Below are 15,568 nucleotides of genomic sequence, written 5' to 3'. Positions count from 1 at the left end.
CGAAAGGCTAACGAGTTAACGCCTTCGAACGCTTCCCCAAAGATTCCACTATACGAGATCGCAGTAGTCGACATGTACCGCTGTGGCCTGCGCGCTCGTCCTCACCCGCTCGGTGAACTCCAGGTCCGACCGGCCCTGCGGAACGTCCACCTCGCGGCTGCCGACCTCCAGGTGCCTGGTGTCGAGCGCCTGGATCCGGCACGTCGCCGCCCGGCCCGTGGGCTTGTGCACGGTGAACGTTATTACGGCGGAGTCCGGAGCGCTCGCGTCGAATGTGATCACCTGGGCGCTGACGGCCGGGTTCCCGTTCGCGCGGAGCATGACGTAGCCCCAGCCGCCCGCGATCAGCGCCACGACCAGCGCCATCACGACGTACGGCACCAGCCGGCCGGGCCGCGCCGGGCGTGGCGCGAAGTCGTCCGGCGTGCCGAGCACCGGGCGTGTCCCCCCGCCGCCGGCCTCATCGGTGGGCATCGCGGAATCTCCCTGAGGTTTGTCGGTGTTGTGCGAGACGATCGTCCGCACAGGGGACCGTGCCGGCGCGGGCCATGCCGGTCCGGTGCGCACGGTCACTTAGAAGCTAACCTCTTTGACAGCCAGAGGACACCATGAGGAGAGCCGTGAGCGCACCGTTGAGGCTGATGGCCGTGCACGCGCACCCCGACGACGAGTCGAGCAAGGGTGCCGCCACGATGGCCCGCTACGTCGCGGAGGGCGCGGAGGTCCTCGTCGTCACCTGTACGGGCGGTGAACGCGGCTCGATCCTCAACCCCAAGATGGACCGGCCCGACATCCTCGAGAACATGGGCGAGGTGCGCCGGCAGGAGATGGAGAAGGCCCGCGAGATCCTCGGCGTGCGGCAGCGCTTCCTCGGGTTCGTGGACTCCGGGCTGCCGGAGGACGAGAACGAGCCGCTGCCGGAGGGCTGCTTCGCGCTGCAGTCGCTGGAGGCGGCCTCGGCGCCACTCGTCGCCGCCGTGCGGGAGTTCCGGCCGCACGTGATCCTCACGTACGACGACAACGGCGGCTACCCGCACCCGGACCACATCATGACCAACCGGGTGTCGGTCGAGGCGTTCGAGGCGGCGGGCGACCCCGACCGCTACCCGGGCACCGGGGAGCCGTGGCAGCCGCTGAAGCTCTACTACCACATGGGCTTCACCAGGGAGCGGTTCGAGGCGCTGCACAACGCGATGACCGAGCGCGGCATCGGCTCGCCGTACGCCGACTGGATCGCCCGGTGGGAGGACCGCCCGGAGAAGTGGGAGGTCACGACCAGGGTTCCGTGCGGGGAGTACTTCGAGCTTCGCGACCTCGCCCTGCTCGCGCACGCCACCCAGGTCGACCCCGACGGCTTCTGGTTCGTCTGCCCGAGGGATCTCCAGGAGGAGATCTGGCCGACCGAGGACTACCACCTCGCGCGGTCGCTGGTGGACACCACGCTGCCGGAGGACGACCTGTTCACGGGGATCCACGCGGAGGCCGCCCCTGCCCGCTCGTAAGCTGGACGGGTGGACGCAAACACCTACGGGCCTGGTCTCCTGGGCTTCCTCGTCGTCGCCGCGATCGCCGTCGCCCTGTTCCTCCTGCTGAAGAACATGAACAAGCAGATGAGGAAGATCCAGGTGCCGGACGACCGCCGCGAGGACGACCGCCACGGGAACGGACCGGACGCGTGAGCGCGGCCGTCGAGGTCGTCGCCGACCCGGCCGCGTCGCGCTACGAGATCCTCGTCGACGGCGTGGTCGCCGGGTTCGCGCAGTACCGGATGCGGGACGGGGCGATGGTCTTCACGCACACCGAGGTCCGCGGCGAGTACGAGGGCCGGGGGCTGGGCGGCCATCTGGTGGGCGCCGCCCTCGACGGCGCGCGTACGGCGGGGCTGCGCGTCGTGCCCCTGTGCTCGTTCGTGGCCTGGTACATCCAGCGGAATCCGGAGTACCGCGACCTGGTGGACGACGACTACCGGAACTAGTGCCGTCAGTCCGGCAGGGCGGGGCCGGAGGACCAGGCGCGCTCCAGCGCCTTGGGCAGGCCCCACCAGCCGAGCGGGGTCAGCACCTCCGCCCGGTCCACGATGCCGAGGTGCGCCCACAGCGGGGTGACCGCCGTGAACAGCATCTCCGTCGCCTCCAGGTCCTCCGGCTCGTCCGGGTCGACGTCGACGTCCTCGGAGTCGGCGATGAACCGGGCGATCCGCTCGGGTGAGGCGAGCACGCCGGGGCCGTACCGGACCAGGGTGATCACCGAGGCGAGCCAGTCGGCGTGGTGGATGGCGCACAGCGAGGCCAGTATCGAGTCCTCGTGGCTGAGATCGCCCTCCATGTCGAAGAACCGGGCCGCGTCCTCCTCGTCCGGGAGGTCGGAGATCGGCGCGGCGATCCCGGCGGCGACCGTGAGCCACAGGTCCTCGTCCCGTTCCGGCAGGTCGCCCTCCTCCAGGCCGGCGCACGCGCGCAGCACGTTGCCGGGGTAGCCGGGCCGGCCCAGCGTGACGCGCAACCGGCGGGCGGCCATGCGGAGGTCGGCCTCGGGGAAGGGCGGCTCGGGCAGGTCGTCGAGCACCCGCCGCAGCTCGCTCAGCGCGAAGGCCTCCTCCTCGTCCCAGGCGGCGTACAGCTCCTTGTCCTGCTCGTCGTTGACCACGACGTTGGGCACCCGGCCGTCGGGGAGCGGCGTGCCGAGCCAGCGTTCCTGGAGTTCCTCGTAGGCGTGGCGGGCCCCGGCGTCCCCGCAGGCCAGCGCGTCCGCGTCGATCTCCCCCGCCGCAAGGCGCTCCTCCAGGAACTCGACCAGCCGCTCGTACATCTCGGTGGCCACCGGGCCGCGCTCGCTCTCCTCTGGCCAGAGGAAGTAGCTGCGGGTGAGCATGATCGGCTCGGTGCCGCTGGACTCCAGCCAGCGCTGCACCTCGCCCACCGTGGCCACGCCCGACTCGATGCTGGTCAGCACCGCCTTGGCGGACTCCCAGAACGTGACCGACAGCGGATTGCCCACGGCGAGCAGCTGCCGCCGCAGGTCGGGAAGGGCGACCAGGGCCTGCCCCGACGGCACGGCCAGCAGCACCCGGGCGACGTCCCGCCGCGTCATGGCGGCCGCCGGGCGCCCCGAGTGCCTGACCGCGAAGTCCAGATCCAAGCCCACGTCCTGTGAGCCTACGCCCGGACGCGCCCGAACACATCCCCACGTTCTCCCCGCGCGTTCCCACCGGGCCCTTCCCCCGGACGCGGGGAACGCCCCGGGAGCCCGTCTGCCCTGGCCGGAAGACGAGGGAGCGCGCATCTGAGCGTGTGAGAGGCTGGCCGTATGAACCGGCTGGGCGGCGAGACCTCTCCTTATCTCCTGCAACACGTGGACAACCCGGTGGACTGGTTTCCGTGGGGCGAGGAGGCGTTCGCGGAGGCGCGCAGGCGCGACGTCCCCCTGCTGATCAGCGTCGGCTACTCGGCGTGTCACTGGTGCCATGTCATGGCCCACGAGTCGTTCGAGGACGAGGCCACCGCGCGGCAGATGAACGACCTGTTCGTCAACGTGAAGGTCGACCGCGAGGAACGTCCCGACGTGGACGCCGTCTACATGGGCGCCGTCCAGGCGATGACCGGGCAGGGCGGCTGGCCGATGACGGTGTTCGCCACGCCGGAGGGCCATCCGTTCTACGCCGGGACCTACTTTCCCCGGCCGCACCTCCACCGGTTGCTGCAGGCCGTCTCGGAGGCCTGGCGGCAGGACCGGGAGGGCGTGCTGACCCAGGGCGCGAAGGTGGTGGAGGCGCTCGGCGAGCGGACCGGGGTGCCGTCGGGCCCGCTGCCGGACGCCGGCACGCTCGCCCTCGCCGTACGGAATCTCGCGGAGGGCTTCGACGAGCGGCGGGGCGGCTTCGGCGGGGCGCCGAAGTTCCCGCCGTCCATGGCCCTGGAGTTCCTGCTGCGGCACGGCACGCCCGAGGCGGTGTCCATGGCCGAGGCGACCATGGAGGCCATGGCCAGGGGCGGCATGTACGACCAGATCGGCGGGGGTTTCGCCCGCTACTCCGTCGACGCCGACTGGGTCGTGCCGCACTTCGAGAAGATGCTCTACGACAACGCGCTGCTGCTGCGGGTCTACGCCCACTGGTGGCGCGCGACGGGCTCGGTCCTCGCCAGGCGGGTGGCCCTGGAGACCGCCGAATGGCTGCTGCGGGAGATGCGCACCCCGGAGGGCGGTTTCGCCTCGGCCCTCGACGCCGACAGCGAGGGACCGGACGGCACCCACGGCGAGGGCCTGTTCTACGTCTGGACTCCCGAGCAGCTTCGCGAGGTCCTCGGGGAGGACGACGGCGCCTGGGCGGCCTCGGTGTTCGAGGTCACGGGCACGTTCGAGCACGGCACGTCCGTGCTCCAGCTTCTGGCCGACCCCGACGACCCGGAGCGGTTCGACCGAATCCGTACGGCCTTGCGGGCCGCGCGGGAACGGCGCCCGCGGCCGGGCCGGGACGACAAGATCGTGGCCTCGTGGAACGGGCTGGTGATCGCCGCCCTGGCCGAGGCGGGCGCGCTGTTCGAGCGGCCCGTGCTGGTGGACGCCGCGCGGGAGGCGGCCGTGCTGCTCGACGACCTGCACACGGTGGCCCGCGGCCCGGCCCGGCTGCTGCGCACCTCACGCGACGGCCGGGCGGGGACCAACGCCGGCATGCTGGAGGACTACGCGAACACGGCGGAAGGGTTCATCGCCCTCTATGGCGTCACCGGCGAGAGCCGCTGGTTCCACCGGGCCGGCGACCTGCTGGAGACCGTCCTGACCCGGTTCCCCGACGGCTCCGGAGGGTTCTACGACGCCCCGGACGACGGCGAACGGCTGTTCCAGCGACCCGCCGACCCCACCGACAACGCCACGCCGTCCGGGCGCTTCGCGGCGGCGGGCGCGCTGCTGTCGTACGCGGCGCTGACCGGTTCGGCCCGGCATCGGGAGGCGGCCGAGGCGGCGCTCGGCGCGGTCTCCACGCTGGCCGGGCGGTACGCCCGCTTCGCGGGATGGGGTCTCGCCGTGGCCGAGGCGGCCCTGCGCGGGCCGGTGGAGGTGGCGATCGTCGGCCCGTCCGGCGACCCCCGCACCCGCGCGCTGCACCGGGCGGCCCTCCTGTCCGGCGCGCCGGGCCTGGTGGTGGCGCTCGGCGACGGATCCGCCGGCAGCGGATCAGTGGACGGCGGAGCCGTGGATGACGAAGCTGTGGGTGACGGAGCTGTGGACGTGCCGCTGCTGGAGGGACGCGGCATGATCGGCGGTTCGCCCGCCGCCTACGTGTGCCGCCGCTTCACCTGCCGGGCGCCGGTGACCACCCCCGCCGAACTGCGGGCCGAGCTGGCGAACTGACGTGGGGCCGACCCCCGGCTATCGTCTCCGTCGCGTCGCCCGGCGCGGCACCTCGCGGCGTCGCCTCACCCCGGGGGTCGTCGGGGGGTCGTCTTCGCCCGTATCCGGACATCGCTCCGTCCGGGCAGATCTTCCGGCGGTTACGGCAGCAGGCGTGCCGGGGCGTCACCGGCGTTCCTTCTTCCGCCCGTGCCGGTGCCCCCGACGCCCGTGCCCCCGACGCCCGTGCCCGCGCGGTCCGTGCCCGTGCGGTCGGCGCCGCCGGAGGCGGGGGCGTTCCGCCCGGTGACGGGCCCGCCCGGCGCGGCCCCCGCGTCGTCGGACCGGCCCGGATCGCTGGGATCGAAACCGTTCGGGCGAAGGTCCGGGGCGAAGTTGTCGGCGCCGCCCCGCGGGCCGCCGCCCTCCTGGCCCGTGCCCTCCTGGCCGGCGCCGCCGGGCCGCTCCACGTCTCCGGGCGCTCCGGGAGGCAGCCCCGGCGCCCCCGGCGCGTACGGCGGGAAGGTGCCCGAAGGGTCCACCGAAATGACGTTGGGATCGCCGCTCGGCCGGGGCGTGGCCCTGCCGTAGTCCCAGGAGTAGTAGGGATTCCACGTGACCGGCTCGGGGAACTCCTTCACCGGCTTGCCTTCCATCGCGGTGCCCACGAAGGTCTTCCAGATCTCCGCCGGAAGCGTGCCGCCGTACAACTCGCCGTATCCGGGGACGGTCACCGGCTTGTTGTCGTCGCGGAACATGTCGACGGCGACCGCCAGTTGCGGGACGTACCCGGAGAACCAGACGGCGGCCGACTCGTCCGTCGTGCCGGTCTTGCCCGCGACCGGCCGGTCCCACAGCCGCGCGGCCGTGCCGGTGCCGTTGAGCACGACCTGCTCCAGCGCGTACGTCGTGTCGGCGGCCGTGTTCTCGCTGAAGGCCCGGGCGCCGGGCCGCGAGAACGTCCGGACGAGCCCGGTGCCGTCGGTGACGGACCTGATCACGTGGGCCTCGCGGTGGATCCCCCCGGCGGCGAAGGTGGCGAACCCCGAGGCCTGCTGCACGGCGCTCACCGACGCCACGCCGAGCGGGAGAGTGGCGGCCCCCGAGTGCGGGGCGAGTTGCGCTTCGGGGATGCCGGCCGCCCGGGCCGCCGCGACGACCTTGTCGAGGCCGATCCGCTGCCCGAGGTCGACGAAGGCGGTGTTGACCGAATACTGCGTGGCCTGGACCAGCGGGATCGCCGGGCCGTAGGACCTGCCGCCGGAGTTGGGGATGCTCGCGGCTCCGATGGTGACGGGCGAGTTGCCGTTCACCAGCGTGTCGAGCCCGTAGCCGGCTTCGAGCGCCGCGGCCAGCGTGTAGGGCTTGAAGGTCGACCCGGCCTGGACCTTGGCGGAGAAGGCGTTGTCGTACTGGTTGGTCTCGTAGCGCCCGCCGTAGAAGGCGACGACCTCCCCGGTGCCGGGATCGACGGCCGCGAGGCCGGTGCGCACCTTCTTGGGGGTGCCTTCGGGCAGCACCGACCTGACCGCCTCGGCGGCGAGGGACATGAGCTTCTTGTCGAACGTCGTGGTGACCTTCAGGCCGCCGTGGTTGATGTCCTCGTCGGTGAAGCCCAGCCGGTTCAGTTCGGCCCGCACCTGCGCGAGCATGTAGCCGTTCTGGCCGCCCAGGGACAGCGGCGGCCGCTGCCGGGCGAGCGTCGGGAACGTCTGCGACCCGGCCTCCTCGCGGCCGATCGCGCCGATCTCGCGCATGCCCTGGATCACCGACGCCCACCTCGCCCGGACCGCGTCGAGCGCGGGGCCGGTGGGATCGGCGAACCGGGTGGGCTGCTGGATCACGGCCGCGAGATAGGCCCCCTCGGCCACCGTGAGGTTCTGCACGTCCTTGTCGAAGTAGGCGCGGGCGGCGGCCTGGATGCCGTACGCCCCGCGGCCGAAGTAGATCGTGTTGAGGTAGCGCTCCAGCACCCAGTCCTTCGGCTTGGAGCGATCCACCTTGAGCGCGATCATGATCTCCTTGAGCTTGCGCCCGACGGAGCGTTCCTGGCCGAGGCCGCTGTAGTAGTTGCGGACCATCTGCTGGGTGATCGTGGAGCCGCCCTGAAGCTGGCGTCCGGTGACCGTCGACCAGAGGGCGCGCGCCGTGCCCGACATGGAGACGCCCTGGTCCCGGTAGAAGGTGCGGTTCTCGGCGGCGATCACGGCGTCCCTGACCGCCTTGGGAACCCGGGCGAGCGGCACGTTCTTGCGGTTCACGCCCTCGGTGGCGAGGACCGTCCTGCCGTCCCGGTAGTAGATCACCGACCCCTGGGCCGTCGCCAGCTCCTGGGTGCCGCCCGGGATCGGGGTCAGCGCCCACACGACGGCGAGGAACACGACCAGTCCGGCGATCGAGGTGACGAGGCAGGCGAGCAGGACGCGCGGCAGCCGTCGCCGCCGGCGGCGTTCCGGCCTGCCCGCCCCGTCGCCGGCGTCCCTCTCGGCCGAGCCCTCCCCGATCGGGCCCTCCCCGGTGTTGTCCACCCTGCGACCCCCGATAAGTCCGATACCCCCGATACGCCCGCTTGTGGCCCTGTGAGCTGGGCGAATGCAACCACGGTAAACGATGGCCCACGATGGTTCCGCACTCCCCGTCACCTCTGTGGAAAAGATGCCCCGCGGACAAGCACCTGTGGATAAACCACGCCAACATGGCCCCCGGTGGCGCGATCAGCCGCCCGCCGCCCGTACGAGGGGAAGGGTCCGGTACGGCACCGGCGTGTCGAGCGCGATCACCGACTCGGTCCGCACGACCCCCTGCACGTCCACGATCAGGTCGATGACGCGCTGGAGGTCGGCGTTGCTCCGGGCGACCACCCGGCAGAGCATGTCCCCCCCGCCGGTGATCGTGTGGACCTCCAGGACCTCGGGGACGAGCGCGAGCTGGTCGGCCACCGGCACGTGCCCCGCGACCTGCCTGATGTGCAACGTCACGAACGCGGTCACGTCGAAGCCGAGCGCGGCCGGATCGATGTCCGGGCCGTAGCCGGTGATGACCCCCTTCGCGGCCATCCGGTCGAGCCGGGCCTGCACCGTCCCCCGGGCGACGTCGAGCCTGCGGGAGCACTCCAGCACGCCGATCCTGGGCTCGGCGGCCAGCAGGGCGACGAGCCGGGCGTCGAGGTGGTCAATCGTCATAACCGTTTTCCCTTCCGTGGCGCGGAGACTGAGCAAATTGTCCACCGATTCAACTCACTGTTGCACAAATTGGCCATGCCAACCGACAGTTGTCACATGAACGATGTCTTTCCGGTTCACGGCATGGACGCGGTGGTTTTCGCGGTCGGCAACGCGAAGCAGGCCGCCCACTACTACTCGACCGCCTTCGGGATGCGCCTGGTGGCCTACCGGGGGCCGGAGACCGGCAGCCGGGACGAGGTGGCGTACGTCCTCGTCTCGGGTTCGGCGCGCTTCGAGCTGCGCGGAGCCGTACGGGCGGGAACGCCGCTCGCGCGGCACGTGGCCGACCACGGCGACGGCGTCGTCGACCTCGCGCTGGACGTGCCGGACGTGGAGGCGGCCTACCGGTACGCCCTGGAACAGGGCGCCCGGGGGCTGGCGGAGCCCCACGTCGTGGAGGACGAGCACGGCAAGGTCGTGGTCGCGGCGATCGCGACGTACGGCGAGACCCGGCACACACTGGTCGACCGGGCCAACTACACCGGCCCGTACCTGCCCGGATACGTCGCGGCCGAGCCGATCGTCGCGCCGCCCGCGGTGAAGAACGGCCGGTTCTTCCAGGCGGTCGACCACTGCGTCGGCAACGTCGAGCACATGGAGGAGTGGGTCGGGTTCTACGAGAAGGTCATGGGCTTCACCAAGATGGCGGAGTTCATCGGCGACGACATCGCGACCGAGTACTCGGCGCTGATGTCCAAGGTCGTCGCGGACGGCACCCGCAAGGTCAAGTTCCCCCTGAACGAGCCCGCCGAGGGCAAGAAGAAGTCCCAGATCGAGGAGTTCCTGGAGTTCTACGGCGGTCCGGGCGTGCAGCACGTCGCGCTGGCCACCAACGACATCGTCGCGACGGTGGACGCGATGCGGGCGGCAGGCGTCGAGTTCCTCGACACGCCCGACTCCTACTACGACGACCCGGAACTGCGCTCCCGCATCGGCGAGGTCCGCGTGCCGGTCGAGGAGCTGAAGAAGCGCCGCATCCTGGTGGACCGCGACGAGGACGGCTACCTGCTGCAGATCTTCACCAAGCCCGTCCTGGACCGCCCGACCGTGTTCTACGAGCTCATCGAGCGGCACGGCTCCCTCGGCTTCGGCAAGGGCAACTTCAAGGCCCTCTTCGAGGCCATCGAGCGCGAGCAGGAGCGCCGGGGCACCCTCTAACGCACACTTTGCGCATGCCGGGCTTTGCCCGAAGGGCGGCGGGGTGACCATTCAGCCATGGGAACGCCGCCGCCTCCGGGAAGCCCGTACGAGGAGCCGAGGACTCCCTGGACGCCCCCTCCGTTCGGGCAGACGGCGCCGCGGCTCGCCGGGCGGTGGCGGCGGCTGTTCGCCGGGATCGTGGACGCCGTGATCGTCTCGCTGATCACGACACCGGTCACCTGGGACGACTGGAGGGCCGTGTACGACGACGTGGCGGGCGCGGTGACGAGGGTCCCGGCCGGTGACGGCTTCCTCGTCGCGGTGATCGGGTTCCTCTACTACTGGCTGCTCCAGTCGTACTGGAACGGGCAGACCGTGGGGAAACGGCTGTTCGGCATGCGCGTCGTCCGGGAGAGCGGGGAGCCGGCCGGTGTCGGGCCGGTCGCGCTGCGGCAGGCGGTGATGACCGTGCTCGGCTCGCTCTGCTGCCTGGGGCTGGTCGACCTCGCCTGGATCCTGTTCGACCCCAGGAAGCAGGCCCTGCACGACAAGGCCGCCCGGACCCTCGTCGTCGACACCTGAACCCCCTCTGAGCAGGGGAGACGCCCTGACGTGGCGATACGGAGCACGCCGTCGCCTCGCGTAGAGTTGCGACTCTATGCCGCTGAACCGTTTCCCAGTCATCCCGGCCGTTCCGGCGGTCGTCTGCGCCGTGGCCGTCGCGACCGCCACGGCCTGCGCGCCGTCCCAGAGCGCCGCCGCCTCGGCCTCGCCCGGCACCACGGCCGGCGTCACCGCTCCGACGGCGAGCACGGGAAGCACAGGAAGCACGGCCGGTACGGGAAGCACGGCCGGCACGGGAAACACGGCCGGCACGGGAAACACGGCCGGCACGGGAAACACGACGGGCGCCCCCGGGATCGGGGACCCCGACTTCCCCGGCGGCGGCAACGGCGGCTACGACGTCGAGCACTACGACCTCAAGCTGTCCTACGATCCGGCGTCGCGGAACCTCGCGGGCAGCACGACGATCCGGGCGAAGGCCACGCAGGACCTGACGTCGTTCGACCTCGACCTGCACGGGCTCACGGTGAGCCGGGTGACGGTGGACGGCGCGGCGGCCGCGTTCAGCCGGCGGGACGACGAACTCGTCGTGACACCGGCCGGGCGGATCGCCGACGGCGGGAAGTTCGCGGTCACGATCGACTACTCCGGCGTGCCCCGGTCGCTGCGGTCGGCCGGCCTCGGCGAGTACGGCTTCATCGCCACGCCGGACGGCGCCTTCGTCACCTGCGAGCCGGACGGCGCCAAGACGTGGTTCCCCTCCAACGACCACCCCGCCGACAAGGCGACGTACGACTTCCAGATCACCGTGCCCGCGGGACTGACCGCGATCGCCAACGGCGAGATGTCCGGAACGCCGCGGACCACGGCGGGCAAGACCACGTTCGTGTGGCGCGAGAAGCACCCGATGGCGAGCTACCTCGCCACGATGACCACCGGGAAGTTCCAGGTGCGCACCGGCACGAGCGCCGGGGGGCTGCCGATCTACGCCGCCGTCGCCGACTCGTTCCGCGGCTCGCTCGACACCCTGATCACCCAGACGGGGAAGATCACCGACTACTGGTCGAGCGTCTTCGGGCCGTACCCGTTCTCCTCCACGGGCGGGGTGATCGACGACCACGCGGTGGGGTACGCGCTGGAGAACCAGACCAAGCCGATCTACGGCGGTTTCTCGCCCGAGCCCGCCATAATCGCCCACGAACTGGCCCACCAGTGGTTCGGCGACAGCCTGAGCGTCAGCCGCTGGCGTGACCTGTGGCTGAACGAGGGCTTCGCGACGTACGCCGAGTGGCTCTGGGCGGAGCACAGCGGCCAGGGCACCGCGGACGCGACCTTCCGCCGTTACTACGCGAACGAGGCGGACCCGATGTGGAGCTATCCCCCGGGCGTGGCCCGCGCCGACGACCTGTTCAATGCCGCGGTCTACACGCGTGGCGCGATGGCGCTGCACGCCCTGCGCCGGGAGATCGGCGATCAGAAGTTCTTCCCGCTGATCAGGCAGTGGACCGCCGCGCACCGGTACGGCAACGTCACGACGCCCGAGTTCCTCGCGCTGGCCGAGCGCGTCTCCGGGAGGAACCTCAAGCCGCTCTTCGACGCCTGGCTGTTCCGGCCGGGGCGCCCGGCGCCGGTCGCCTGACCCGCCGGGTCAGGGCCTGAGGGCCGCGACGACGCCCTCGCCGCCCACCTGGAGGCCGTACTCCGCGTCGATCCGGTAGCCGTGCCGCCGCAGCGCGCCGATCACCTCGTCGCCGTGCGCGGGCCCCCGGGTCTCCAGTTGCAGCAGGACCTCGGCCTCGTCGAGGTGCAGCCGGGAGCCGAACCGCTCGTGGACCACGTCGAGCACGTTGGCGCCGAGGTCCGCCAGCCTGGCCAGCAGCACGGCGAGCGCGCCGGGCCGGTCGGTCAGCCGGATGCGGAAGGCGAGGTAGCGGCCGGCCGCCGCCAGGCCGTGCCGCAGCACCCGCGCCAGCAGCAGCGGGTCGATGTTCCCGCCGGACAGCACGGCGACCACCGGCGGCTCGAACGCCTCGGGGTGGTCGAGCAGCGCGGCCACCCCCGCCACGCCGGCCGGTTCCACCAGCAGCTTCGAGCGTTCGAGGCAGAGCAGCAGGGCCCGTGACAGCGACTCCTCCGAGACGGTCACGACGCTGTCGACGAGGTAGTGGATCAGTTCGAACGGCAGGTCGCCCGGCTGCCCGACCGCGATGCCGTCGGCCATCGTGGACGTCGGCACGACCGTGATCGGGTGGCCCGCGGCCAGCGAGTCGGGATAGGCGGCGGCCCGCTCCGCCTGCACCCCCACCACCTTGATCCCCGGACGCTGGGACTTCACCGCGAGCGCGACGCCCGCCGCCAGGCCGCCGCCGCCGATCGGCAGCACGATCGTGGCCGTGCCGGGGAGCTGCTCCAGGACCTCCAGGCCGACCGTGCCCTGCCCGGCGACGACGTCGGGGTGGTCGAACGGGTGGATGAACACCGCCCCGGTGCGCTCCGCGTGCTCCCTGGCCGCCCGGAGGGCCTCGTCCACGGTGTGCCCGGCGAACACCACGTCCGCGCCGTACGCCCGGGTGGCCTCCACCTTCGGCAGCGGCGCGCCCTCGGGCATGTAGACGGCCGACTTGGCCCCGAGCAGGGACGAGGCGAGCGCCACCCCCTGCGCGTGGTTGCCCGCGCTGGCCGCGACCACCCCCCGGGCCCGCTCCTCCGCGGTCAGCCGCGCGATGCGCACGTACGCGCCGCGGATCTTGAACGACCCGGCCCGCTGCAGGTTCTCGCACTTGAGGTGGACCGGGCCGCCGACGGTCTCGGACAGCACCCGCGAGTGCAGCACCGGCGTCGGCGCCGCCACCTCGGACAGCATCTCGCGCGCGGCGACGACGTCGTCGTACGTCACCTGTGGGACAGCCATGCGCCCATCATCACAGGTTCCGGGGGGAGGCGGCGTGCGGAGAGGGCGCGGGCGGAACGCGTCGTCACGGCCCGGGTGACCAGTACCGGTCGCCCGCGATCACCAGGGCGGCGGCGCCGACGAGGCCGGCGTCCTGGCCGAGCGCGGCGGGCACGACCCGCACCCGCCCGGCGAACCCCATCCGGGTGTGCTCGCGCAGCGCCTCCTCCAGCGGCCCGAAGAGCAGGTCGCCGGCCTGGCTGAGCCCGCCGCCGACGGTCACGAGATCGAGGTCGCAGAGGTTGACGGCCGAGGCGATGGCGACGCCGAGGGCCCGCCCGGCCCGCGTCATCGCGGCCAGCGCGATCGGGTCGCCCGCCACCGCGTCGGCGGCCAGGCGCCGCGCGGTGGCCGTCCCCTCCTCCCGGTAGAGCTCCCCGCCCTGCCCGGACGGCTCCCCGTCCTGCCGGAAGGACTCCCCGCCCGGCTCCGAAGCCCTGCCCGGCTCCTGGGACGACCCGGCGCGGCCGGGTGACCAGCCCTGCGCGAGCGCCCAGGCGGCGAGCCCGGGACCCCGGGCGATCGCCTCCAGGCAGCCGTTGCCGCCGCAGCCGCACGGCGGTCCCCCGGGGTCGACCACGACGTGGCCGATATGACCGGCGTTGCCCGTCCCGCCGTCGATGAGCCTGCCGCCGAGGATCAGGCCGCCGCCGACGCCGGTCGACACGACCATGCCGAGCATGGCCGCGCTCCCCCGCCCCGCGCCGCGCCAGTGCTCGGCCACGGCCAGGCAGATCGCGTCGTTGTGGATGCGGACCGGTATGCCGGGGAACCGGGCGGCGAGCCGCTCACGCAGCGGGAAGCCGCGCCAGCCGCCCATGTTGAGCGGGGAGACCTCCCCGGCGGGCCAGGTCATCGGGCCGCCGCAGCCGATCCCCACGCCCGCGACACCCGGGGGCGGTTCCAGCCGGTCGAGCAGGCCGGTCAGGGTCTCCCACAGGGCCTCCGCGTCGCCGCCCCGGGGCGTCGCGGACCGCTGCGCGGCCACGACCCGCCCGCCCGGCTCCACCAGCCCGGCCGCGAACTTCGTGCCGCCGATGTCGACGGCCAGGGTGAGATCGCTCACGCGCCCTTCCCCGCGCCGGACGGGCCGGAGGAGAAGACGAGCAGCGAGGCGGTGAACCCGTGGACGTGGTTGTGCCCCGCGACCGGCCCGACCTCTCCGGCCGCGAAGAACCCCGCGACCCCGATCGGCCCCAGCGTCTCGCGTACGGCCAGCGCGTCGTGGTCGGCCGAGTCGAACATCCCGGAGCCGCGGCCGTTGCAGGAGAACAGCAGCGCGCCGTCGGCCCTGCCGGTGTCGCGCAGATGGGCGTCGAGCAGTTCGTAGAGGTCCTCGTCGGCCGCGTCGGCGTCCCTGACCTGGAACCGCACGGTCCTGCCGATCTCGACCACGTCGCCGATGGCGACCGCCTCCCGCTCGGGGTCGATTCCGATGACCCCCCGGATCAGGAAGTCGCCCCGCTCGTGGCGCTCGGCGTACTCGTCCATGGCGACGCCGATCTGTAAGCCGGCGGCGACGAGTTCGCGGTCCTCCTCGTCGAGATCGCTCACGATGTCCTCAAGACGGGCGAGGGCGGGCTGCCCGGCGAGTTCGAGCAGCACGTTGTCCTCGGCGCGGGTGACGACCATGGTCGGGCCTATCGGCCGGCAGCCCTGGCTCACCACCGTGCTCACGTTCACCTCGCCACCGATGACCACCCCGATGGCGCCCGACTCGTGCACCTCGCCGTTGGCGAACAGCCGGACGGAGCCGCGGCCCTGGAGTCCGTTGGCCAGGCCGCCGACGATCGGCAGACCGTCCAGCACCTCGTCGGAGTGCTCGACGAAGGCGTCCGTCGGGAAGCTGTAGGGATCGGCCAGGAGGATCGCCACCCGGTCGTCCGGGATCCGCTCGGGCAGCCCCACGACCACGAACCTGTCCTCGGTCCGCAGCGTCTCCAGCGCGAACGCGTCGATCCTGGCCCCGTCGAGGGACGCGGCCCACGCGCTGACCGCCGGGGCGAGCTCCACGCCCTGGCCGTGGCCGATCACGCCCGTCGCGCTGCACCCGATCACGTCGGCCCCGGACGCGACGGACATCGCCCGCTGCCCCGCCCGGGCCACGTCGTCGGGGTCGTCTCCGCAGACGAAGAAACAGACCAGGTCCGGCGGACCCGACAGGCCGGCCAACGCCTGGCGTACGGCGGTCTCGGCCGCCTCCTCCAGGTTGGCGCCCACGGCGAGACCGTCGGCGAAGCGGCTCGTCAATACCGCCATCGTCTCGCCCTCTCTTTCGCGCGACCGCTTCTCATCGGCCGGTCGTTTCCACGATTCTCCCCACTGAACGGAGGTCAACGCGCGGTACGCCCGGCGAATCGCG

14 protein-coding genes are annotated in these 15,568 nt (G+C 72.4%); 7 read left to right on the top strand and 7 right to left on the bottom strand.

What is annotated here, in order from left to right; all coding sequences use genetic code 11:
* Positions 1–48: 48 nt before the first annotated feature.
* On the bottom strand, positions 49–474 hold the full coding sequence (locus HHX33_RS30785) for a DUF4307 domain-containing protein (RefSeq protein ID WP_182877650.1): 426 nt from the start codon (positions 472–474) through the stop codon (positions 49–51).
* 146 nt (positions 475–620) lie between these two features.
* On the opposite strand from HHX33_RS30785, the gene mca reads away from it, so the two are divergent.
* Genes mca through HHX33_RS30770 form a run of 3 tightly spaced genes read left to right on the top strand, consistent with a single transcriptional unit; the run spans position 621 to position 1,975 of the window.
* Positions 621–1,502, top strand: coding sequence for a mycothiol conjugate amidase Mca (mca, locus tag HHX33_RS30780; protein ID WP_138461783.1), 882 nt, complete (start codon positions 621–623; stop codon positions 1,500–1,502).
* A 9-nt stretch (positions 1,503–1,511) separates the two neighbouring features.
* Positions 1,512–1,679, top strand: a complete 168-nt coding sequence (locus tag HHX33_RS30775) for a hypothetical protein (RefSeq protein ID WP_165900854.1) — start codon at positions 1,512–1,514, stop codon at positions 1,677–1,679.
* Complete coding sequence (locus HHX33_RS30770) at positions 1,676–1,975, top strand: GNAT family N-acetyltransferase (RefSeq protein ID WP_182877649.1); 300 nt, start codon at positions 1,676–1,678, stop codon at positions 1,973–1,975. The genes HHX33_RS30775 and HHX33_RS30770 overlap by 4 nt, the downstream gene beginning before the upstream one ends.
* Before the next feature lie 5 nt (positions 1,976–1,980).
* Here HHX33_RS30770 and HHX33_RS30765 read toward each other — a convergent pair whose 3' ends face one another.
* Positions 1,981–3,144, bottom strand: coding sequence for a hypothetical protein (locus HHX33_RS30765; RefSeq protein ID WP_310741600.1), 1,164 nt, complete (start codon positions 3,142–3,144; stop codon positions 1,981–1,983).
* A 162-nt stretch (positions 3,145–3,306) separates the two neighbouring features.
* On the opposite strand from HHX33_RS30765, the gene HHX33_RS30760 reads away from it, so the two are divergent.
* Positions 3,307–5,349 carry a thioredoxin domain-containing protein gene (locus tag HHX33_RS30760; protein ID WP_182877648.1) on the top strand — a complete coding sequence of 681 codons (2,043 nt, stop codon included), beginning with the start codon at positions 3,307–3,309 and terminating at the stop codon, positions 5,347–5,349.
* Between the two features lie 140 nt (positions 5,350–5,489).
* Here the strand turns inward: HHX33_RS30760 and HHX33_RS30755 are convergent, their stop codons facing one another.
* Positions 5,490–7,856: a transglycosylase domain-containing protein gene (locus tag HHX33_RS30755; protein ID WP_310741599.1), complete on the bottom strand. Its 2,367-nt coding sequence runs from the start codon at positions 7,854–7,856 to the stop codon at positions 5,490–5,492.
* A 186-nt stretch (positions 7,857–8,042) separates the two neighbouring features.
* Positions 8,043–8,510, bottom strand: coding sequence for an Lrp/AsnC family transcriptional regulator (locus HHX33_RS30750; RefSeq protein WP_117409285.1), 468 nt, complete (start codon positions 8,508–8,510; stop codon positions 8,043–8,045).
* 96 nt (positions 8,511–8,606) lie between these two features.
* On the opposite strand from HHX33_RS30750, the gene hppD reads away from it, so the two are divergent.
* The 3 genes from hppD (at position 8,607) to HHX33_RS30735 (ending at position 11,895) form a co-directional block, all read left to right on the top strand.
* Positions 8,607–9,710 (top strand): 4-hydroxyphenylpyruvate dioxygenase, encoded by a 1,104-nt coding sequence (hppD, locus tag HHX33_RS30745; protein WP_182877647.1) that lies wholly within the window; start codon positions 8,607–8,609, stop codon positions 9,708–9,710.
* Between the two features lie 57 nt (positions 9,711–9,767).
* Positions 9,768–10,274, top strand: a complete 507-nt coding sequence (locus tag HHX33_RS30740; protein ID WP_182877646.1) for an RDD family protein — start codon at positions 9,768–9,770, stop codon at positions 10,272–10,274.
* A gap of 76 nt (positions 10,275–10,350) precedes the next feature.
* A complete protein-coding gene (locus tag HHX33_RS30735) occupies positions 10,351–11,895 on the top strand; it encodes a M1 family metallopeptidase (protein WP_182877645.1) in 1,545 nt (514 codons plus the stop codon).
* A 9-nt stretch (positions 11,896–11,904) separates the two neighbouring features.
* Here the strand turns inward: HHX33_RS30735 and ilvA are convergent, their stop codons facing one another.
* The 3 genes from ilvA to HHX33_RS30720 all read right to left on the bottom strand — a co-directional run bounded on the left by ilvA (position 11,905) and on the right by HHX33_RS30720 (position 15,465).
* A complete protein-coding gene (gene ilvA / locus HHX33_RS30730; RefSeq protein ID WP_182877644.1) occupies positions 11,905–13,167 on the bottom strand; it encodes a threonine ammonia-lyase in 1,263 nt (420 codons plus the stop codon).
* Positions 13,168–13,231: 64 nt separating this feature from the next.
* Positions 13,232–14,272, bottom strand: a complete 1,041-nt coding sequence (locus tag HHX33_RS30725; RefSeq protein ID WP_182877643.1) for an ROK family protein — start codon at positions 14,270–14,272, stop codon at positions 13,232–13,234.
* The gene (locus HHX33_RS30720; protein WP_117409291.1) at positions 14,269–15,465 is read right to left on the bottom strand and encodes an FIST signal transduction protein; all 1,197 of its coding nucleotides are present in this window, start codon (positions 15,463–15,465) and stop codon (positions 14,269–14,271) included. The genes HHX33_RS30725 and HHX33_RS30720 overlap by 4 nt, the downstream gene beginning before the upstream one ends.
* Between the last annotated feature and the right edge of the window lie 103 nt (positions 15,466–15,568).

Origin of the sequence: Microbispora sp. H10670 (genome assembly GCF_014161385.1) — a bacterium.
Classification (GTDB): domain Bacteria; phylum Actinomycetota; class Actinomycetes; order Streptosporangiales; family Streptosporangiaceae; genus Microbispora; species Microbispora triticiradicis.
Note: the sequence above shows the minus strand (reverse complement) of the source record. Positions and strands in the feature narration are given on the sequence as shown.